This is a genomic window from Pseudomonas sp. GM102 (assembly GCF_000282555.1).
Lineage (GTDB): Bacteria > Pseudomonadota > Gammaproteobacteria > Pseudomonadales > Pseudomonadaceae > Aquipseudomonas.
In genome coordinates this window covers 1-19,373 of sequence record NZ_AKJB01000013.1, presented here as the reverse complement: position 1 = coordinate 19,373, position 19,373 = coordinate 1, and the positions used below count along the sequence as shown (strand labels likewise).

The 19,373-nt window shown below is 58.3% G+C and carries 19 protein-coding genes; 10 read left to right on the top strand and 9 right to left on the bottom strand.

From position 1 onward, the window contains the following. Positions 1-303: 303 nt before the first annotated feature. Both PMI18_RS25610 and PMI18_RS25615 read left to right on the top strand, forming a co-directional pair. Positions 304-1,377, top strand: a complete 1,074-nt coding sequence (locus PMI18_RS25610) for a hypothetical protein (protein ID WP_007895903.1) — start codon at positions 304-306, stop codon at positions 1,375-1,377. A gap of 16 nt (positions 1,378-1,393) precedes the next feature. Next, on the top strand, positions 1,394-1,747 hold the full coding sequence (locus PMI18_RS25615; RefSeq protein ID WP_007895902.1) for a DUF1428 domain-containing protein: 354 nt from the start codon (positions 1,394-1,396) through the stop codon (positions 1,745-1,747). Positions 1,748-1,761: 14 nt separating this feature from the next. Here the strand turns inward: PMI18_RS25615 and PMI18_RS25620 are convergent, their stop codons facing one another. Further along, positions 1,762-1,956, bottom strand: coding sequence for a hypothetical protein (locus tag PMI18_RS25620; protein WP_007895901.1), 195 nt, complete (start codon positions 1,954-1,956; stop codon positions 1,762-1,764). Between the two features lie 126 nt (positions 1,957-2,082). On the opposite strand from PMI18_RS25620, the gene thpR reads away from it, so the two are divergent. Beyond that, the gene (gene thpR, locus PMI18_RS25625) at positions 2,083-2,622 is read left to right on the top strand and encodes an RNA 2',3'-cyclic phosphodiesterase (protein ID WP_007895900.1); all 540 of its coding nucleotides are present in this window, start codon (positions 2,083-2,085) and stop codon (positions 2,620-2,622) included. 344 nt (positions 2,623-2,966) lie between these two features. On the opposite strand, the gene PMI18_RS25630 is transcribed toward thpR, so the two are convergent. The 5 genes from PMI18_RS25630 to PMI18_RS25650 all read right to left on the bottom strand — a co-directional run bounded on the left by PMI18_RS25630 (position 2,967) and on the right by PMI18_RS25650 (position 8,243). Further along, a complete protein-coding gene (locus PMI18_RS25630; protein WP_007895899.1) occupies positions 2,967-4,064 on the bottom strand; it encodes a polyamine ABC transporter substrate-binding protein in 1,098 nt (365 codons plus the stop codon). Positions 4,065-4,195: 131 nt separating this feature from the next. Next, positions 4,196-5,080, bottom strand: coding sequence for an ABC transporter permease subunit (locus PMI18_RS25635; RefSeq protein ID WP_007895898.1), 885 nt, complete (start codon positions 5,078-5,080; stop codon positions 4,196-4,198). Further along, positions 5,077-5,958, bottom strand: a complete 882-nt coding sequence (locus tag PMI18_RS25640) for an ABC transporter permease subunit (protein WP_162131368.1) — start codon at positions 5,956-5,958, stop codon at positions 5,077-5,079. Before PMI18_RS25640 ends, PMI18_RS25635 begins: the two co-directional genes overlap by 4 nt. Before the next feature lie 29 nt (positions 5,959-5,987). Beyond that, complete coding sequence (gene potA, locus PMI18_RS25645; RefSeq protein ID WP_007895896.1) at positions 5,988-7,130, bottom strand: polyamine ABC transporter ATP-binding protein; 1,143 nt, start codon at positions 7,128-7,130, stop codon at positions 5,988-5,990. 351 nt (positions 7,131-7,481) lie between these two features. After that, positions 7,482-8,243, bottom strand: a complete 762-nt coding sequence (locus tag PMI18_RS25650; protein ID WP_007895893.1) for a gamma-glutamyl-gamma-aminobutyrate hydrolase family protein — start codon at positions 8,241-8,243, stop codon at positions 7,482-7,484. A 280-nt stretch (positions 8,244-8,523) separates the two neighbouring features. Between PMI18_RS25650 and PMI18_RS25655 the strand changes: the two genes are divergently transcribed. From PMI18_RS25655 to PMI18_RS25670, 4 genes are all read left to right on the top strand, one after another. Continuing rightward, positions 8,524-9,900 (top strand): glutamine synthetase family protein, encoded by a 1,377-nt coding sequence (locus PMI18_RS25655; RefSeq protein WP_007895891.1) that lies wholly within the window; start codon positions 8,524-8,526, stop codon positions 9,898-9,900. A 209-nt stretch (positions 9,901-10,109) separates the two neighbouring features. Then, positions 10,110-11,600, top strand: coding sequence for an aldehyde dehydrogenase (locus tag PMI18_RS25660; protein WP_007895889.1), 1,491 nt, complete (start codon positions 10,110-10,112; stop codon positions 11,598-11,600). A gap of 52 nt (positions 11,601-11,652) precedes the next feature. Then, positions 11,653-12,951: an NAD(P)/FAD-dependent oxidoreductase gene (locus PMI18_RS25665; RefSeq protein WP_007895888.1), complete on the top strand. Its 1,299-nt coding sequence runs from the start codon at positions 11,653-11,655 to the stop codon at positions 12,949-12,951. A gap of 421 nt (positions 12,952-13,372) precedes the next feature. Further along, on the top strand, positions 13,373-13,921 hold the full coding sequence (locus tag PMI18_RS25670) for a cupin domain-containing protein (protein WP_007895886.1): 549 nt from the start codon (positions 13,373-13,375) through the stop codon (positions 13,919-13,921). A gap of 49 nt (positions 13,922-13,970) precedes the next feature. On the opposite strand, the gene PMI18_RS25675 is transcribed toward PMI18_RS25670, so the two are convergent. The 3 genes from PMI18_RS25675 to PMI18_RS25685 all read right to left on the bottom strand — a co-directional run bounded on the left by PMI18_RS25675 (position 13,971) and on the right by PMI18_RS25685 (position 15,924). Further along, the gene (locus PMI18_RS25675; RefSeq protein WP_157221664.1) at positions 13,971-14,600 is read right to left on the bottom strand and encodes a hypothetical protein; all 630 of its coding nucleotides are present in this window, start codon (positions 14,598-14,600) and stop codon (positions 13,971-13,973) included. A gap of 13 nt (positions 14,601-14,613) precedes the next feature. Continuing rightward, a complete protein-coding gene (locus PMI18_RS25680; RefSeq protein WP_033035809.1) occupies positions 14,614-15,132 on the bottom strand; it encodes a hypothetical protein in 519 nt (172 codons plus the stop codon). Positions 15,133-15,639: 507 nt separating this feature from the next. Beyond that, positions 15,640-15,924: a hypothetical protein gene (locus PMI18_RS25685; RefSeq protein ID WP_007895879.1), complete on the bottom strand. Its 285-nt coding sequence runs from the start codon at positions 15,922-15,924 to the stop codon at positions 15,640-15,642. A 590-nt stretch (positions 15,925-16,514) separates the two neighbouring features. On the opposite strand from PMI18_RS25685, the gene PMI18_RS25690 reads away from it, so the two are divergent. The 3 genes from PMI18_RS25690 to PMI18_RS25700 all read left to right on the top strand — a co-directional run bounded on the left by PMI18_RS25690 (position 16,515) and on the right by PMI18_RS25700 (position 18,766). Beyond that, positions 16,515-16,865 carry a hypothetical protein gene (locus PMI18_RS25690; RefSeq protein ID WP_007895877.1) on the top strand — a complete coding sequence of 117 codons (351 nt, stop codon included), beginning with the start codon at positions 16,515-16,517 and terminating at the stop codon, positions 16,863-16,865. A 15-nt stretch (positions 16,866-16,880) separates the two neighbouring features. Continuing rightward, complete coding sequence (locus PMI18_RS25695) at positions 16,881-17,303, top strand: HD domain-containing protein (RefSeq protein WP_007895876.1); 423 nt, start codon at positions 16,881-16,883, stop codon at positions 17,301-17,303. A gap of 134 nt (positions 17,304-17,437) precedes the next feature. Continuing rightward, entirely contained in the window at positions 17,438-18,766 is a 1,329-nt protein-coding gene (locus PMI18_RS25700) for an alkaline phosphatase D family protein (RefSeq protein ID WP_007895874.1), read from the top strand. Positions 18,767-19,373: the final 607 nt, after the last annotated feature.

Sequence of the window (19,373 nt, the reverse complement as noted above, 5' to 3'; positions counted from 1 at the left end):
TGCGGAAGGCATTCGCGGCGATGGTGAATATTGACGTGAATGATGGTGGCGGTCTGCGCAGGGGATTAGGGATCCAAGTGATCTATTGTGGCGAGGGAGCTTGCTCCCGCTCGGCTGCGAAGCAGTCGTAATAAAAGACGCCTGCGTTATATCTGAACCACCGCGGTGGCAGGTTTCAGGGCCGCTCCGCGCCCCAGCGGGAGCAAGCTCCCTCGCCACACCCCGCCCCCGACCTATACTCAAATCAGCACGCTGTTTAGCGTTGGACACTTCGTTCGACGCAGTCTGTAGGACCCCGCGATCTTGAACCTGCGTTCGCTGATCGTCGCTGTGTTGGTGATATTGGCGGGATGCGCCACGCCCACGCGTGCCCCGGTAATCGTGGTGCCAGTAGTGATATCCCAGAGCACCTGGCAGCAGGTGGACCGGGAGATTGTCGCCGCTTCGCAACAGGCCACCGAACAGGCCAGGGTCTACGCCCGCGGGTCCATGGAGCACTGGCGCACGCGGGTTTATCAGCAAACCGAAGAAGTCTTCATCCCTTGGTTCAGCAGCTACTGGACCCAGGAATGGCTGTCGATGAAAGTCAGCTGGTACACCATCAATGCCGGCGACGAGCAGGATGCGGCGACCAAACGCCTGGCGGCCTATCTGCTGGAGCAATATCACCGGCGCGTGCTGGAACCGGTGGCGGTGGAGATCGATCCCGACGCGATCCTCGGCCAAGCGACAGAGTTTTATGTGCAATTGATGGGGCAGCAGCTCGAAGTTATTTCCAAACGTCATGGCGTGCCAATGGCGCAGCTCAACGGTCGTATCCAGAAAATTCCGGCTATTTCACTGGGCCCGCCGCCTGCCCGTGACGCTTCGCTGTATCAGGTGGTGCATGCCGAACTGAGCAAATTGCCGGCCTATCTGGCACTGATCGACACGATCCACACGGCGGGCGGCGAGAAGGGCATCGCCTCGACAGACGCTGGCATGGCGCCGGTGGCCAAGCGTGCCAGCAAGCGAATACAAGCCGAAATGGCCCCGCGAGGGGCGGCCAGTGCCGTGGCGGCAGTGGCAGGGAAGGCGGCCGGGGCGTTGATTTCCGTGGGGGTGGCGGGAGTGCGGGCGATCATTCAGGCCAACGACCGGCCCGACAGCGAAGCGCTGATCCGCAGCAGCTTGGGTAACTCATTCGACAAGGCATGGGTGAAGCTGGTGAATAACCCCGCCACCGGCGTCATGGCCGGAACGCTGTACATGGCCAGGCAGATCGAGGGCAGCCTGGCCCTCACCCTCGAACAGCCAGTCGAACCGTCGGTCGGTCTGGATGCAGGAACTGTCGATTTTAGCCACGTTGATTCGACTACCCAGCAGATCACCCCATAACCCGAGGAGAACGATCATGGCTTACGTTGATGGCTTCGTCGCTGCAGTACCCACCGCCAACCGCGAAAAATTCAAGCAACATGCGCAATCCGCCGCCGAGATTTTCAAGGAAAACGGCGCACTCAGTCTCGCCGAATGCTGGGGCGATGACGTGCCTGATGGCAAGCTGACCTCATTTCCCATGGCAGTAAAACTCAAGGAAGACGAAACCGTGGTGTTTTCCTGGATCGTCTGGCCGGACAAGGCCACCCGTGACGCCGGGATGGCGAAACTCATGAGCGATCCGCGGATGCAGCCGGACGTCAATCCGATGCCGTTCGACGGCCAGCGGGCGATTTTTGGCGGTTTCGAGATGCTCGTCAAAGCCTGAACATCGTCGCAGGATCACTCCAGCGTGGGGGTGGTCCTGCAACTCTTGCGGTTACGAATCTGGCTGTCCGTCGGCCGCTCCTTGATGAACTCGAAGCGCGGCTCGCCTTCGTTGTAGTGAACCAGCCAACCCCATTCCAGCTCGGATTCATCCTGGCCCGGCTTGGGTGGCACAGCCCACCATGGCTCTTTGCTGATGACCTGACGCATGGCGCCCTCCCGTCGATTCGGTTGCTTCAACTATAACGCGCCTGCCGGGCGGTGCCAGAAATGCACTTGCTGGCGTGGTATCCCTTTGTAAAATCAAAGGGACTCCGAAGCCTTGAGGTGGCAGACATGAGCGATGAGTCCCGTGAGCCGTTCAAACGGCTGTTCTTCGCCCTCAACTGCGCCCCCGAACAACGCCGGGCCATCGCCCAATGGCGCAGCGCGCTGGGGCTCAACATCGGGCACCCGGTGCCGGCGGAAAACTTTCATCTGACGCTGCTGTTTCTCGGCACGGTGGGGATGGCGCAGATAGCGGGCGTCTGCAAGGCCGCCGCCAATGTCCGGATGCCCGGCATGCCGTTGACGGTTGTGCTTGATCGTCTGGAAGTCTGGCGTCGCTCCGGGGTTCTGTTGCTGGCGCCCGAGCAGGCAGCACCTGAGTTGCTGCGGTTGGTGTATGCGCTGGAGCAGGCCATGTTGCCGTTTGGCTTTGAAGACACCCGGCGAGAATTTCGTCCGCATTTGACCCTGATGCGCGACTACCGGGCACCGGTCCCCGAATCCGCTACGCCGCCAGAGTTTTTCCTGCGTGCCGAGCGCTTTACCTTGTTCGAATCCCATAAAGGCCGGTACCGGGCGCTGGCCGAATGGCCGCTGGTTTGTGCATAAGCCCACAAAAAAAAGGCGCCCGAGGGCGCCCGAAATTCACCTTAACCGAGGAAGCCAGGTGAAGCCGTTCTTCTTCAGAGGAGTGCAGCGGTGGTAAGGCGCTGCGTGAACGGAAAATGGTTGAAACCTTGCCAGAGCCGAACGCGGAGCGTCCGTGGAGGCATTCCCACGCAGAGCGTGGGAACGATCAAAGCTGTCATTGATGCTGGATGTAATGGCCTCATCGCGAGCAGGCTCGCACAGGGGATCGGCGTCGTTAACAAATCTGCGTTCCACCACGGACTACTGTGGGAGCGAGCCTGCTCGCGATAGCGATGTCAGGTTCAACAGTGATGCCGAGTGAATCACTTACCCAGCTTCACCCGCGTCCAGCCCCGGGTCATCACCCGCTGAATACCGATCGGCATATCCGGAATCGCATACAACGTCGCCATCACTGCTTGCGGAGGATAGGAACCCGGGTCGTCGCGAATGGCTTCATCCACCAATGGCGTGGCCGCCGCATTGGCGTTGCTGTAGCCGACGCTGTTGGTGACTTCGGCAATGATGTCCGGGCGCATCAGGAAGTTCATGAACAGGTAGGCGTTGTCGACATTCGCTGCGTCCCGTGGGATGGCGACCATGTCGTAAAAGCTGCCGGCGCCTTCTTTCGGGATGCTGTATTCGATCTTCACCTTGTCGCCGGCTTCCTTGGCGCGGGCCTTGGCTTGCAGCACGTCGCCGGAGTAACCGACCGCTACGCAGATGTTGCCGTTGGCCAGGTCGGAGATATATTTCGACGAATGGAAGTAAGCCACCGACGGGCGAATCTTCATGAACAGCGCTTCGGCTTCAGCGATCTGCGCCTTGTCCTGAGAATTCACCGGGTAGCCCAGATAGTGCAGGGCAGCCGGGAGCATTTCTGTCGGTGAATCAAGGAAGCTGATGCCGCAGGCTTTGAGCTTCGCGGCGTTTTCCGGTTTGAACAGCAGGTCCCAGGAGTTCACTGGGGCATTAGTGCCCAGCACTTCCTTGACCTTGGCCGGGTTGTAACCGATGCCGATCGAACCCCACATGTACGGGAAAGCGTGGCCATTATCAGGGTCGCTGGCCGAGGCGTTTTTCAGCAGCACCGGGTTGAGGTTTTTCCAGTTCGGCAGCTTCGACTTGTCCAGCGGCTGATAGACGCCAGCCTTGATCTGCTTGGCCAGGAAACTGTTGGACGGCACCACAATGTCGTAGCCGGATTTACCGGCCAGCAAGCGTGCCTCAAGGGTTTCATTACTGTCGAACACATCGTAGGTCACGCGAATGCCGGTCTCGTCTTCGAACTTTTTCACGGTGTCCGGGGCGATGTAATCCGACCAGTTGTAGACGCGCAATACCTTGTCATTGGCCTGGGCACCGGTAGCCATCGCGCCCAATAAGGACAGTGTCAGCAGAGTCCTGCCAAACATTTTCATCGGTACAACTCCATTTTCTTTTTATAGAACACAGTAGGAGCGAGGCTTGCCCGCGAAGAACGATGACGCGTAATGCCTGAAAAACCGCGGTGTATTCTTCGCGGGCAAGCCTCGCTCCTACAGGATTTTCACTAGGCCGTCGCTTCGACCCGCTGGTTTTTCGGCTGCTGCCAGGATTCGCTGGCGGTCTGGTCCATGGCTTCCTGGATCGCCCGTTTGCGAGTGGCTTCGGCTTTGCGGCTGAAGTACCAGACCATGAACGTGACGAGCGACACTGCCAGTAGAATCAGACTGGCCACGGCATTGATCTCAGGCTTCACGCCCAGACGCACCGCCGAGAACACTTCCATCGGCAACGTCGTGGAGCCCGGGCCAGAGACGAAACTCGCCAACACTAAATCATCCAGCGACAAGGCAAACGACATCATGCCGCCCGCCGCCAGCGACGGCGCAATCATAGGAATGGTGATTAAAAAGAACACCTTGAACGGCCGTGCACCCAAATCCATGGCTGCTTCTTCGATCGACAGGTCCAGCTCACGCAAACGCGCCGATACAACCACCGCCACATAGGCTGCGCAGAACGTGGTGTGCGCAATCCAGATCGTCACCAGGCCACGTTCCTGTGGCCAGCCGATCAACTGCGCCATGGCCACGAACAGCAGCAACAGCGACAGACCGGTAATCACTTCCGGCATCACCAACGGCGCCGTCACCAGACCACCAAACAGCGTACGACCCTTGAAACGCGTCACACGGGTAAGCACGAAAGCGGCGAGGGTGCCCAACGCCACTGCGGCAATCGCCGTGTAGCAGGCGATTTCCAGCGAGCGCACCACCGAACCCATCAGTTGCGTGTTGTCGAGCAGGCCGACGTACCACTTCACCGACCAACCGCCCCACACTGTCACCAGTTTCGAGGCGTTGAACGAGTAGATCACCAGAATCAGCATCGGCAGGTAGATAAACGACAGGCCGAAAATCAGCATGAACTTTGCAAACCCGAAGCGTTTCATCCCCGTCCCTCCATCTCTTTAGCCTGGCTGCGGTTGAACAGCAGAATCGGCACAATCAGGATCGCCAGCATCACCACCGCCAGGGCGGATGCCACCGGCCAGTCGCGGTTGTTGAAGAACTCTTGCCACAGCACCCGGCCGATCATCAGGGTCTCCGGGCCGCCCAACAGCTCCGGAATCACGAACTCACCGACCACTGGAATGAACACCAGCATGCACCCGGCAATGATGCCGTTCTTGGCCAGCGGCACAGTGATTTTCCAGAAGTTGTTGAAGTTGCTCGAACCCAGGTCCGACGCGGCTTCCAGCAAGCTGTGATCGTGCTTGACGAGGTTGGCGTACAGCGGCAACACCATGAACGGCAAGTAGGCATAGACCACGCCGATGTACACCGCGGTGTTGGTGTTGAGGATCTCGATCGGCTGCGACGTGAGCCCGGTCCACATCAGGAACCCGTTGAGCAAACCGTTGTTGCTGAGAATGCCCATCCACGCATAGACGCGAATCAGGATCGCGGTCCAGGTCGGCATCATGATCAACAACAGCAGAACGTTCTGCGTTTCCTTGCTGGCTTTGGTGATCGCGTAGGCCATGGGAAAACCGATCACCAGGCACATCAGCGTGCTTAAAAACGCGACCTTCAACGAGCCGAAGTAAGCCGAGATGTACAACTCATCTTCGGTTAGCAGCGAGTAGTTGCCGATGTTCAGCAGCAGCTGGAATTTCTGCTCGGCGAAGGTGTAAATCTCAGAGTAAGGAGGAATGGCCAGGGCCGCTTCCGAGAAGCTGATCTTCATCACCAGGAAGAACGGCAACAGGAAAAACAGACACAGCCACAGGAACGGAATGCCGATGACCAGTTTGCGACCGCTGGGCACCAGGCGCAGGAACTGCTGATTGAAGGTTCTCATGAGCGCAGTACCACGCCGCTGTCGTCTTCCCACCACACGTAGACCTGATCGTTCCAGGTCGGGCGCGCGCCACGGCGTTCGGCGTTGGCCATGAACGACTGGACGATTTTGCCGCCGGGCAGTTCCACGTAAAACACCGAGTGGCCGCCGAGGTAGGCGATGTCATGCACCTTGCCTTCGGACCAGTTATAGCGAGTCTCGGGCTTGAGGGTGCTGACCAGCATTTTTTCCGGGCGGATGGCGTAGGTGATCGACTTGTCTTGCACCGACGTGCTCACGCCGTGGCCGACGTAAATCTTCTGCTCAAGGTCCGGGCTGTGAATGATCGCGTGACCTTCCAGATCCTCGACCACCGTGCCGTCGAAGGCATTCACGTTGCCGATGAACTCACACACCATGCGGCTGACCGGCGCTTCATAGATGTCGACCGGGCTGCCGATCTGGGCGATCCAGCCCAGGTGCATGATTGCGATGCGTTCGGCCATGGTCATGGCTTCTTCCTGATCGTGGGTCACCATCACGCAGGTCACGCCGACGCGCTCGATGATCTCCACCAACTCCAGTTGCATCTGCGAGCGCAGTTTTTTATCCAGCGCGCCCATCGGTTCGTCGAGCAACAACAGCTTCGGACGCTTGGCCAACGAGCGGGCCAACGCCACACGTTGACGTTGGCCGCCAGACAACTGATGCGGCTTGCGCTTGGCGTATTGGGTCATGTGCACCAGCCGCAGCATCTCTTCGACACGAGCGTCGATTTCACTGGCGGGCAAACGGTCCTGCTTGAGGCCGAAGGCGATGTTCTGCGCCACCGTCATGTGCGGGAACAGTGCGTAGGACTGGAACATCATGTTGATCGGCCGTTCGTACGGCGGCATGTCGGTGATGTCGACACCGTCGAGCAGAATCCGCCCTTCGGTCGGTCGCTCGAAGCCGGCGAGCATGCGCAGCAGCGTCGATTTACCCGAGCCGGAACCGCCGAGCAGGGCGAAGATTTCGCCTTGATGGATCTCCAGGGACACATCGTCCACGGCGGTGGTTTCGTCGAATTTCTTGGTGACACGGTCGACTTTCACCAACACCTTTTTCGGTGCCTGGTGACCTTCAAGAGCCTTCCTGTAGATGCTGGAGGCGTTTGCCATATGAAACTCCCAACAGGTTTCAGTCGTCGGGCCAACGCGGCCTGACTTAAGAGTGGATTGCAAGCCCTGGCCGGACGGTGCCAACGCGATCCCTGTAGGAGCGAGGCTTGCCCGCGAAGACGGTGTGTCAGTCGACATCATCGTTACCTGATACACCGTCTTCGCGGGCAAGCCTCGCTCCTACAGGGATTTGCGTTTATCCGTACCGGCCGGGCTTATTCGGCACTGCCATCCTGGCTGCCTGGTCGTACTTGTTGTTATTGCGGTTCATCTATTACGTGAGCGACCGGCGCGCAAAGGCACGCCCGCCAGACTCACGGGGGCAGTTAAATCGTTGAATGCTTTTTGAAGTCAGTGCGTATTACGCAGCGCCGCCCGTTGCCGGCACGCGTCGCCAAACGCCTGGAAAATACTCAAGTAGGGGGGATTCGAAAGCACCTGCCATTCCGGGTGCCATTGCACGCCGACGGCGAAGGCCTTGCTGTGCTCGACCGAAATCGCCTCGATCAAACCATCCGGCGCGACAGCCTCAGCGCGCAGGCCGGGCGCCAGTCGGTCGATGCCCTGGCTGTGAATCGAATTCACCTGAAACACCTGCGGCAGGTCCAGCGCTTCGAACACACCGCCCGGTTGCACATTCACCGCATGGGCCGGTGCGTACTGCACGGCCAAATCCGGATGATCCGCTTCCCGGTGATCGAGCATGCCGGGCAGTTCATGCACCTTCTGATGCAGGCTGCCGCCGAACGCCACGTTCATTTCCTGAAAGCCCCGGCAGATGCCGAGCACCGGAACACCGGCGGCGATGGCTGCGCGCAATAAAGGAAGGGTGGTGGCGTCCCGTTGCGGATCGTGATCCGTGCCGGGGGCGCTGGCCGGGCCTTGATAGTGGAAGGGCTCCACATTCGACGGCGAGCCGGTCAGCAACAGACCGTCGAGCTGCGCGAGCAGGTCATCGATTTCGGTCAGTTCGCCTAAGGAAGGAATAACGACGGGCAGCCCCAAAGCCGCGACGCTGACAGCACGCAAATACTTGTCGCCGCTGACGTGGTAGGGGTGCAGGCCAATCTGTTTGATGCACGCAGTAACGCCGATCAATGGCTTGAATGCCATTTTTATCACCTCGAAGTTTCACACTTGAACGAGCTTTTCCGGAGCTTAGCCTTGTTGATTTTAATTAACAACTCTCATGTAAAAAATTCTAAACGCCACACGTCCGATCTTCAGGGTTTACGTGGTGCGCAAGACTGATCTGGCACTCTTGTGCCCAAAAAAGGCCCGAAAATAAAGGTTGAAAGGCCAAGTGTTCGCTATTGACTTCACTTTGTCTTTCGGATTGACTGGGCTCGTGAAAGGGTAGTGAACATAATAATTAACAGCTAATAGGTGCATCATGTCGGTCCCTCTGCGTGCCGTTCAACTCAACGAAGCAAACGCATTCCTTAAGAAATATCCTGAGGTTTTGTACGTCGACCTTCTGATTGCGGATATGAACGGTGTGGTGCGCGGCAAGCGCATCGAACGCACCAGTCTTCATAAGGTTTACGAAAAAGGCATTAACCTCCCGGCGTCGCTGTTTGCCCTGGACATCAACGGTTCTACGGTGGAAAGCACCGGCCTGGGTCTGGACATCGGCGACTCGGATCGAATCTGCTTCCCCATCCCTAATACCCTGAGCATCGAGCCTTGGCAGAAGCGCCCGACCGCGCAGCTGTTAATGACCATGCACGAACTCGAAGGCCAGCCGTTCTTCGCTGACCCGCGAGAAGTGCTGCGTCAGGTGGTGAGCAAGTTCGATGACATGGGCCTGACCATTTGCGCGGCGTTCGAACTGGAGTTCTATCTGATCGACCAGGACAACGTGAACGGTCGTCCGCAGTCGCCACGTTCGCCAGTTTCCGGCAAACGTCCGCACTCGACTCAGGTGTACCTGATCGACGATCTGGATGAATACGTCGATTGCCTGCAAGACATCCTCGAAGGCGCGAAAGAGCAGGGCATTCCTGCCGACGCCATCGTCAAGGAAAGCGCCCCGGCGCAATTCGAAGTGAACCTGCATCACGTCTCCGATCCTATAAAGGCCTGCGACTACGCGGTGTTGCTCAAGCGTCTGGTGAAGAACATCGCCTACGACCACGAGATGGACACCACCTTCATGGCCAAGCCGTATCCGGGCCAGGCGGGCAATGGTTTGCACGTGCACATTTCGATTCTCGACAAAGCAGGCAACAACATCTTTGCCAGCGAGGATCCCGAGCAGAACGCCGCACTGCGTCACGCGATCGGCGGTGTGCTCGAGACCCTGCCGGCGCAGATGGCGTTCCTCTGCCCGAACGTCAACTCGTACCGCCGTTTTGGTGCGCAGTTCTACGTGCCGAACTCGCCAAGCTGGGGCATCGATAACCGTACCGTTGCGGTACGCGTGCCCACCGGTTCGGCGGATGCCGTGCGCATCGAGCATCGTGTAGCCGGCGCCGATGCCAACCCGTACCTGCTGATGGCGTCGGTGCTGGCTGGTATTCACCATGGCCTGACCAACGAAATCGAACCGGGCCCACCGGTCGAAGGCAACAGCTACGAGCAGAACGAGCAAAGCCTGCCGAACAACCTGCGCGATGCTTTGCGTGAGCTGGACGACAGCGAAGTCATGGCGCGCTACATCGACCCGCTGTACATCGACGTGTTCGTGGCGTGCAAGGAAAGCGAACTGGCCGAGTTCGAGAACTCCATCTCCGACCTTGAGTACAACTGGTACTTGCATACGGTTTGATGGGCCTGAACGGTGGGTCAATGCCATTGATGTTGGATGTGAGGCCCCCTTCGCGGGCAAGCCTCGCTCCTACAAGGGACACATCATCCCTGTAGGAGCGAGGCTTGCCCGCGAAGACATCGGCACAGCCACCATCGAAATCACCTGACACACGACATTCTCCGGCATCAATAGAACGATCACCTATTCCTCTGCGTAGAGTCACAACCATGACAAACACTCGCAGCGACTGGGAACAACGTTTCCAGTCCCTCACACTAGAAGGCCGCGCATTCATCGACGGCCAATACTGCCCGGCGCTCAGCGGTGACACCTTCGAGTGCATCAGCCCGGTCGACGGCCGCTTCCTGGCGAACATCGCCAGCACCGACGAAGCCGACGCCAATGCGGCAGTCGCCGTCGCACGCCGCACATTCGAATCCGGCATCTGGGCGCGGTTGGCACCCGCAGAACGCAAGCGCATTTTGATTCGCTTCGCGGACTTGATCCTGGCCAACCAGGAAGAACTGGCGCTGCTCGAAACCCTGGACATGGGCAAACCGATCAGCGACTCCATGAGCATCGACATCCCAGCGACCGCCAACGCGATCCGCTGGAGCGCCGAGGCCATCGACAAAATCTACGACGAAGTCGCTGCCACACCGCACGACCAACTCGGCCTCATCACCCGCGAACCGGCAGGCGTGGTCGCCGCCATCGTGCCGTGGAATTTCCCGCTGATCATGGCCAGCTGGAAGTTCGCCCCAGCCCTCGCGGCAGGCAACTCGTTCATCCTCAAGCCTTCGGAAAAGTCACCACTAACGGCGATCCGCATCGCGCAGCTTGCTCTGGAGGCTGGCATCCCCAAAGGCGTGTTCAACGTTCTGCCAGGCTTCGGTCACACCGTCGGCAAGGCGCTGGCGCTGCACATGGATGTCGACGTGCTGGCCTTCACCGGCTCCACCGCGATTGCCAAGCAACTGCTGATCTACGCCGGGCAAAGCAACATGAAACGCGTCTGGCTGGAGGCGGGTGGCAAGAGCCCGAACGTGGTGTTCGCCGACGCACCGGACTTGCGCGCAGCCGCTCAGGCAGCGGTCAGCGCGATTGCCTTCAACCAGGGCGAAGTCTGCACCGCTGGCTCACGTCTGCTGGTGGAGCGCTCGATCCGCGAGCAATTCATTCCGCTACTGCTGGAGGCGCTGCAAGCCTGGAAACCGGGACATGCTTTGGACCCGGAAACCACCGTCGGCGCGGTCGTCGATCAGCGCCAACTGGAATCGATCTTGCGCTACATCGAAATCGGCAAAGAGCAAGGCGCTCAGCTGATCGCGGGTGGCAAATGTACCCTCGAAGCCACCGGCGGCCTGTACGTGGAACCGGCGATTTTCGACGGCGTCACCAACGCCATGACCATCGCCCGGGAAGAAATCTTCGGCCCGGTGCTGTCGCTGATCACCTTCGACACCGCTGAAGAAGCACTGCAGATCGCCAACGACAGCATCTTCGGTCTGGCGGCCGGCGTGTGGACCAGCAACCTCAGCAAGGCCCACACCTTCGCCCGTGGTCTGCGCGCCGGCAGCGTCTGGGTCAACCAGTACGACGGCGGCGACATGACCGCGCCGTTCGGCGGGTTCAAGCAGTCGGGTAATGGTCGGGACAAATCGCTGCACGCGTTCGACAAATACACCGAACTCAAAGCGACCTGGATCAAGCTCTAACACTTTTACAGCGGCGGTCGCAGGCGAGAGTTTGCGGCCCTCGGAGAAATGTATGAAACAAGACTCTGTTAAACAAAAGCATGTAAACAGCTACTACGCCGCCACCCGCAATCAGACCGGTGATTACCCGATTCTTGAAGAACTGGTGGAATGCGACGTCTGCGTGATCGGCGCCGGCTACACCGGTTTGTCCTCGGCGCTGTTCCTCAGCGAAGCGGGCTACAGCGTGACCGTGCTCGAAGCAGCCAAAGTCGGTTTCGGCGCCAGCGGTCGCAACGGCGGCCAACTGGTCAACTCCTACAGTCGCGACGTCGATGTCATTGAAGAGCGCTACGGCGACAAAACCGCCGAGGTGCTTGGCAGCATGATCTTTGAGGGCGCCGATATCATCCGTTCGCGCATCAAAGAGTACGATATCCAATGCGACTACCGCCCCGGCGGCATTTTCGCGGCGCTGAACAAGAAACAACTCAATGGCCTGGCTGAGCAGAAGAGCAACTGGGAGCGCTACGGCAACCGCAACCTGAAAATGCTCGACGCCTCGGACATCCAGCGCGAAGTCGGTTGCGACAACTACGTCGGCGGTCTGCTCGACATGCAGGGCGGCCACATCCATCCGCTGAACCTGGCCCTCGGCGAAGCCGCCGCGATCATCCGCCTCGGCGGTAAGATCTACGAACAATCCGCCGCCGTGGAAATCACCTACGGCGAGCCGATCACCGTGCGAACCGCCAAAGGTGTAGTGCGGGCCAAGTACCTGCTGATCGCCGGCAACGCCTACCTGCCACAAGACCTCGACAACCGCGTCACGCGCAAAAGCATGCCGTGCGGTTCGCAAATCGTCGTCACCGAACCGTTGTCCGAAAAAGTCGCCCGCAGCCTGATCACCAACAACTACTGCGTCGAAGACTGCAACTACCTGCTCGACTACTACCGCCTCACCGCCGACAACCGCTTGCTGTATGGCGGCGGCGTGGTCTACGGCGCTCGCGAGCCCGACGACATCGAGCAACTGATCAAACCAAAAATCCTCAAGACCTTCCCGCAACTCAAGGGCGTGAAGATCGACTATCGCTGGACCGGCAACTTCCTGCTGACCATGTCCCGCATGCCGCAATTCGGTCGCATCGAAAAGAACGCCTACTACATGCAAGGCTACAGCGGTCACGGCGTCACCTGCTCGCACCTGGCCGGCAAACTCATCTCGGAAATGATCCGCGGCGACGCCGAACGCTTCGACGCCTTCGCCTCCCTGCCACACATGCCCATGTTCGGCGGCCGCACCTTCCAGGCCCCGCTCACCGCCATGGGCGCCGCGTATTACGCGCTGCGCGACCGGTTTGGTATCTAAGCTGAACCTGCCGGCGTCCCCCAAAAAGGTGCCGCCGGCCAATGCCACACCACAATCCCTGTGGGAGAGGGCAAGCCCGGCTCCCACAGGGAATTGGCGACCTACAAAACTTTTGCGAACAACACCGACCACTGTGGGAGCGGGCTTGCCCGCGATGAGGCCATATCAGCCACCATCGATGCCGCCTGACCCACCGCCATCGCGGGCAAGCCCGCTCCCACAGGTTTCGTGCATGGACGGACGGCTATCATTCTCCTATTCGATTTATCAGCCGTTTATCGAACCTGCTGAGCAACACCAACAAACGTGATTTAATACCCGCCTTCCACGGTTCCGGGACGGGAAACGGCGTGATCCGCGGCCACCAGTCGCCCGCCACCCACCCCCATTACCCCTTAAGTATTCTTCGCATAAGGCTGTCATGGACACGGGCTCACGACTCAAATTAGTACGCGAAAGCTACAAACTGTCCCAGCGCGAGCTGGCCCGGCGTAGCGGCGTCACCAATGCCACCATCTCCCTGATCGAACAGAATCGCGTCAGTCCCTCCGTCAGCTCCCTCAAAAAACTGCTCGAAGGCATCCCCATGTCCTTGGCGGACTTCTTCACCTTCGACCAACCGCCGCGTGAGCATCAGTACGTGTTCCGCGCCAATGAGCAGCCGGATCTGGGGCGTCATGGGCTGCGGTTGTTGCTGATCGGCGCTTCGGTGCCGAGTCGGCAGATGCGGCTGTTGCGCGAGCAATACGCGCCTGGGGCGAGTTCGGGTGAAGAGCCGATTGTGCACTCGGAAGGGGAGGAGTGTGGGCTCGTTACGCGGGGGACGGTTGAGCTGACTGTTGATGGGCAGATTAGTGTGTTGAATGCTGGGGATGGGTATTACTTTCCGACGACGTTGCCGCATCGGTTTCGGAATATTGGGGCGGATGAGGCTGAGATTATTAGTGCGAATACGCCGGCTAACTTCTGATACCTGATGATAGAAGCGGCGGATGGCCGCTTCTCCCGTTCATACGATCTCAGAGGCTTTTACTGAACCATTGTTTATCCAGCTCTCTCAGCGTCATTTCTGGCGTCAGTCGTAGCGCCGCTCTAAACGCCTTGATTAGTTCGGCGTAGTGGTTAGCGATGTCCTTGACCTGGCGGTTGCTATCCGTTTTAACGCTGATGCCGGCGCCGTTGAGGGCGCGACGATCCAGAACGGGGATGAGATCTATGAAATGCGCTGCCATTAGCGCTGAAGCGTAAGACGGCCCCAGCCCTCGGATTTTACTTTTCGGTTTTGTTGTTAAAGCGAGGAAGTCTGTGCAGCGACCAGTCAGTTGAGTCAGCTCCTCTTCTGTCAGATTATTCAGGGGCTTTTTCTTAAAGGTTGTTTCGATGTCCCTGAGAGCAATTTCGTAGTATTTCAGCTTCGCAGGCAGCGTTGCCATCGGCTCTGTTATAGAAGCATTCCCACCCTTGAAGTTGCTTACGTGCAGGAGGTCGACCAGCGAAAGCTCCCAGGTTAACTTCTTATTGCGAATGTGCTCCTGGAAATGGGACATGGCCTCATTCAGCATCTCCCAGGTTGTTTCAGGTTTTCTCGCCATATTTGTATATTTCCAGCGCCAATGAACAACAGTAACGGAATAGATGACAGCGCTCATTCGATCAGCGTGCTCAAGGCGTCGGCAGTGATAACCGATCCAGAGCACAGCCGTTGGCCGGAGACTGCTTCGCCTGAAAGAGTCGAGCCCCGGAAGCCAGATCAACGATGTTGATCTGGCAGCCGCTCATGACATTGGGGCCCTCGATGATGCCGCCCTTGATCACATAGCGGGCGCCCGGCATGAACTCACTGACAAAATCGACCGTGCATCTGCGGTTGCCGCTGGCCCCGCCCTCCAGCACCAGGTGGATCGGTTTGCCCGCTTCAATGGCTCGAAAACCTTCGGGGGTCGATGGGTGCCCACCGCTGACCGAGAATAGTTCCCGAGCGGGTGTCACGGGTACCGACCTGCCGTACTTGCAGGCCGTGGTCGGCGCTGCGCTAAGGGTCAGGTAGTTGCGACGGTTGGTCATTGCGTCCATTTCACTGCGAATCTGCGCTTGGGGGGCATTGGCAGGGGTTTCGTATTGCGGGATCGGCGAGCAGCCCGTAATCAGAAGCAGGAGCGAGCCTAAATACAGCGGTTTCATGGGCGTTTCTGTCCGTAGCGGTTTGAGGTGGCACTCTAATACTATTTGTTGAAAGTAGGATAAATAGATCTGCCCCATTTTTACTCGATAACTAGTTTTGCGATTTCGGGAGCTGGGCTGAAAAAAGTCAAATTGGACGCTACGTTGAACGCAGCTGATTTTTACCGGCGATGCGGTTTCGTCGGTGACGAACGTGCTATTTACCATTCACCTTCCGGGCTTCAGTTGGCTTGTGTGCCTATGGTGAAGGGGCTTTTGCCTTTAACTGGGGAAGCGAGAGGTTAAAAACAGATCATGAAAAACCCGCAGTGATGCGGGTTTTTTGCTTGAAATATGCTTATGGCTCTTTTCGGGGGATCCGTTCAATCAGTGCTTGAAGGATTCACATGAGTCGCGCAGGCCGCAGTTGTTGATATTCCCGCAACCGAGGTGAATGGGGCTGCCAAGTAGGTAATAAAAAACCCGCAATAGTGCGGGTTTTTTACGGCTGCAATGTGGTCGCAGGCCTTAAGGCATATCAAACCCACGCTGCTCAATCACCCGAAACACATCACTCACATCCTGAACCATGATCCGGGCGATGTTGGTAACAGTGTTGATGTCGTGCTCGGCGTAGTCGGGGAGGCTGGTGCAGGCCATGAGGTTGAGGTATTTGAGGACGGCGCTGAGGCGTTCGCTGAGGCAGTTGTGGAGTTCGCGCAGTGGGGCGTCGGCGTCGATGAGGAGGACGGGGTGGTCGGTGGCGAAGTGGGACATGGGGGTGTAGTGGCGGAGCGGGTGTTGAGTTGTCATGGTGTTAATCCTAATAAAAGTAGAATTGCCACCGTTCTGCTGCGAAACAAAATGGGTGGCAGCTATGCGCGGGTTCGCAGACCGGAGGATTAACACCAAGACCCGGCAGACCCGAAGGTCTCCCACGCACAACCGCCATAAAACGATACGCAGCCGGGAGTCGGCCGTGCCTGACGGAACAAGGTGTCAATCTTAAGGGCTGCGAAACCCTATCGCCAACTGCGGTCAGCGACAGACCCACTCTAGGCAGCGATTTCGGTAGCCGCAATCGGGCTGTAGGACGCCAAGATTGTCATTTTGGCGAGGTGGCTCTTCCCCGTTCTATGTCGTAACGCAGTAAAACCGGGCGTTACGGTTTGTCTGAGGAAATGGGCTAGCAGGGTTTGGGGCTGCTTCGCAGCCCAGCGGGAGCAAGCTCCCTCGCCACAATCGGTTATTTCCTACGAGATTTTCGGACTTCAAAATCCTCGCCGTGCCTTCATCGAACGTTCAGGCGCGGGATTTTCGGCGGTGAGTGACGCTTGCTTCCGTTCAGCATCACCATAGTCGTAGACTGAACGCCAACGGGAATTCAAGGATGGAACGCGCCCATGATCGAAATCGGCAGCCGCAACAACGCCCCCACGCCGCAGCACAAAACCCAGGATATTTACCTCTTCCACATCGACCTTTCCCGGCCGGGCACGCCGTTTTGTTTCGAGCAGTCCATCGGTGGCGGTCATTGCGAGCAGGGTGGGGCGGCGTGGTTGGCGGTGTCGGAGTTTGAGGCTTGGCCGGGTGAGTGGCGTCAGCATGTGCAGAAGTCCGGTTGTGGCTGGGTCGCTGAGCTGGTGGAGGGTCATCCGGGTGTCGATCAGGCGACGCTGGTGTCGATGATTCTCGAGCGCCACGCCGAGGGCGCCAAGCGCAACATTCAAGTCGCCGGCCGCTACGGCGTTTAACCCGAGGAGAATCCCATGAGCCAGACACTGGAACGCGCCATTGCCATCGCCGCTGCGGCGCATGAGGGGCAGGTGGACAAGGGCGGCGCGCCTTACATCTTGCATCCGCTGAAAGTCATGCTGCGGGTGAACACGCTGGAAGAGCGCATCGTCGCGGTATTGCATGACGTGGTCGAGGACTGTGGCATCAGCTTCGACGATTTGCGTAACGAAGGCTTCAGCGAAACGGTGCTGATGGCGATTGCGTCGGTGACCAAGGTGCCGGGCGAGTCCTACGAGGCATTCGTCGAGCGCGCGGCGCAGAACCCGATCGGGCGGGTGGTGAAGCTGGCGGACCTGGAAGAGAACAGCGACTTGTCGCGGATTGCCCAGCCGTCCTGGGAGGATCTGGAGCGCGTTGAGAAGTATCGGCGGGCGATTGGGGTGTTGCGTTCGTAGCGGGTGTGTACCTGTCCCCTTGAAGTTGATTTCACAGCCGAACAGTGTCTTGTCTGCGCGGCGGGTTTGATGGCTGAGTGGCGCGATGCTGATTTATCGACTGAACTGCTGCTCAGGTTTCAGGAGGAAATCAGATGGCGCGGCTCATTCTCGGTCATACCACCGATACGTCGATTAAAGTGTGGGTACGCGCCAGCGAGCGTTGGCCGGTGGCCTTTGTTGATGTAGTGGATTGCGACAACAACGCGACAGGCCCCACCAAGGTGCTCGAAGCCCAGGCAGAGGAGTTTTATACCTGCGTTCTGGAGTGGAAAAAGCTCAATCCCGATACGCCCTATACCGTGAAGGTGGCCTTCGGCAAGACCCGAGGGGCAGCACCCGATGAGCGCGTTCGTGATGCCTATACCGAAGGGCGCTTTCGTACCTTTCCCGCGGTAGAGCTGACCGGATCATTCTCTTTCGTGCTCGGCTCCTGCAATTTGCATTCGCTCGGGATACTGGAGAGACCCGACCGCGCCTGGGTCGAGATTTCTCGTGTGGCCAAGAACAACGACGCACGCTTCATGATTCATTGCGGCGACCAGATTTACTCGGACATCCCGCGCCAGCCTTCCATCGATGTGCAGTTCTTTCGTGACAAGTATCTGGATGCCTGGGAGGACTGTGTGCCCGCGCGCCGGACGCTGACAGAGTTGTCGCATTACATGATTCTTGACGACCATGAACTGATCAACAACTTCGACACGGCCACCGGCTCGTCCACGCAAGCGCTGGCGAACGCCGCCATCAAGGCGTATTGGGAGTTTCAGCATTCGCACAACCCTTCGAGCCGTCATGTCGAGCATCATTACCACTACGAGTTCAACTACGGCGCGGTGAAGTTCTTCGTCATGGACACCCGTTATTACCGCAGCACGGCGCAAAGGCGTCTGCTCGATGAAGTCCAGGAAGACGACCTGTTGCGCTGGCTGTCACGTTACCGTGATGACCTGAAGTTCGTTGTCACCAGCGTGCCATTCGTGGGCGTGGTGAAAAACTCTGAAGGTGACAAATGGTCGGATCCTGCTTTCGAAGAACAGCGAAGCCGCATCCTTGAACATGTCCTCGAAAAAAACGTGTCACGCCTGACCTTCCTGACAGGCGACATGCACACCTCTTATCACGCCACGCTTGCGGTTTCGCGCGGCGAGAAAAACACGCTGATCAATGAGTTGATGTCCAGCCCGATAAACCAGTACACCCCCAACATCAGGCCCGAGCAGATCTACAACATGAACCACTCGCACACCCTGCCTAATGGAATTTCCACGCTGTCGTGTATCGATCCGGATTCCTTTTACGGTAATCACTCGAATGTCATGGTGATCGATGTCGATATGACGTCAGCCAGGCAGACGGTGGGCTATAAGATTTTTCGCACAACCAAAACGAGTGCGGGGCCGACTGGGAAGTTCCTCCCTTAGACGGGAAGGGGGATTGCGAGGAATCCCCTCCAAATCTATTCCAACAAAAACATGCACCTGTTGACGTACGTCGTCCCGCAATACGTGCTCAAGGCTCTCGAAGGCCATTGCTACAGTCATCGCACGAAATGCCCGCGCAAATCGTAAGGGCAACAGCCCTGAACCTCGCCGATCTTCCTGCCTGAATGCATCCACAATTTGACGCCGGAATAATGGCCATCTAATATCGCGCCACTATTGTGATATCACTTTGTTGTGGCGAGGGAGCTTGCTCCCGCTGGGCAGCGAAGCGGCCCCAAAACCAGTGAACGCGTTGTGAATGATTCACCGCATTGTTGGGTTTTGGAGTCCTCCGGTCTCCAGCGGGAGCAAGCTCCCTCGCCACAGGTGAACATGCATTCACCTGCCTTCGTGACGAGCTTGTGCCCGATTTTACTGTGCCTTTGTCCGCCAAATCGTCCCTGACGCGCTAGCCGAGCGCGAAGCGCCGATCTATTCCCGCGTGGATGTCTTCCTCTAAATTCTGCTTTAACGAGATTCAAATCATGGACGTTCGTCAACTGGCCTTCCTCGCTGGCCAGCCCGCTGCTGCGGTCAAAAACCGTGA

Bases quoted from the DNA above. Each gene is read 5' to 3' on its own strand.
- PMI18_RS25615 (WP_007895902.1), top strand. From the start codon at position 1,394: ATGGCTTACGTTGATGGCTTCGTCGCTGCAGTACCCACCGCCAACCGC.
- PMI18_RS25620 (WP_007895901.1), bottom strand. From the start codon at position 1,956: ATGCGTCAGGTCATCAGCAAAGAGCCATGGTGGGCTGTGCCACCCAAG.
- thpR (WP_007895900.1), top strand. From the start codon at position 2,083: ATGAGCGATGAGTCCCGTGAGCCGTTCAAACGGCTGTTCTTCGCCCTC.
- PMI18_RS25630 (WP_007895899.1), bottom strand. From the start codon at position 4,064: ATGAAAATGTTTGGCAGGACTCTGCTGACACTGTCCTTATTGGGCGCG.
- PMI18_RS25635 (WP_007895898.1), bottom strand. From the start codon at position 5,080: ATGAAACGCTTCGGGTTTGCAAAGTTCATGCTGATTTTCGGCCTGTCG.
- potA (WP_007895896.1), bottom strand. From the start codon at position 7,130: ATGGCAAACGCCTCCAGCATCTACAGGAAGGCTCTTGAAGGTCACCAG.
- PMI18_RS25650 (WP_007895893.1), bottom strand. From the start codon at position 8,243: ATGGCATTCAAGCCATTGATCGGCGTTACTGCGTGCATCAAACAGATT.
- PMI18_RS25655 (WP_007895891.1), top strand. From the start codon at position 8,524: ATGTCGGTCCCTCTGCGTGCCGTTCAACTCAACGAAGCAAACGCATTC.
- PMI18_RS25660 (WP_007895889.1), top strand. From the start codon at position 10,110: ATGACAAACACTCGCAGCGACTGGGAACAACGTTTCCAGTCCCTCACA.
- PMI18_RS25665 (WP_007895888.1), top strand. From the start codon at position 11,653: ATGAAACAAGACTCTGTTAAACAAAAGCATGTAAACAGCTACTACGCC.
- PMI18_RS25670 (WP_007895886.1), top strand. From the start codon at position 13,373: ATGGACACGGGCTCACGACTCAAATTAGTACGCGAAAGCTACAAACTG.
- PMI18_RS25675 (WP_157221664.1), bottom strand. From the start codon at position 14,600: ATGAGCGCTGTCATCTATTCCGTTACTGTTGTTCATTGGCGCTGGAAA.
- PMI18_RS25680 (WP_033035809.1), bottom strand. From the start codon at position 15,132: ATGAAACCGCTGTATTTAGGCTCGCTCCTGCTTCTGATTACGGGCTGC.
- PMI18_RS25685 (WP_007895879.1), bottom strand. From the start codon at position 15,924: ATGACAACTCAACACCCGCTCCGCCACTACACCCCCATGTCCCACTTC.
- PMI18_RS25690 (WP_007895877.1), top strand. From the start codon at position 16,515: ATGATCGAAATCGGCAGCCGCAACAACGCCCCCACGCCGCAGCACAAA.
- PMI18_RS25695 (WP_007895876.1), top strand. From the start codon at position 16,881: ATGAGCCAGACACTGGAACGCGCCATTGCCATCGCCGCTGCGGCGCAT.
- PMI18_RS25700 (WP_007895874.1), top strand. From the start codon at position 17,438: ATGGCGCGGCTCATTCTCGGTCATACCACCGATACGTCGATTAAAGTG.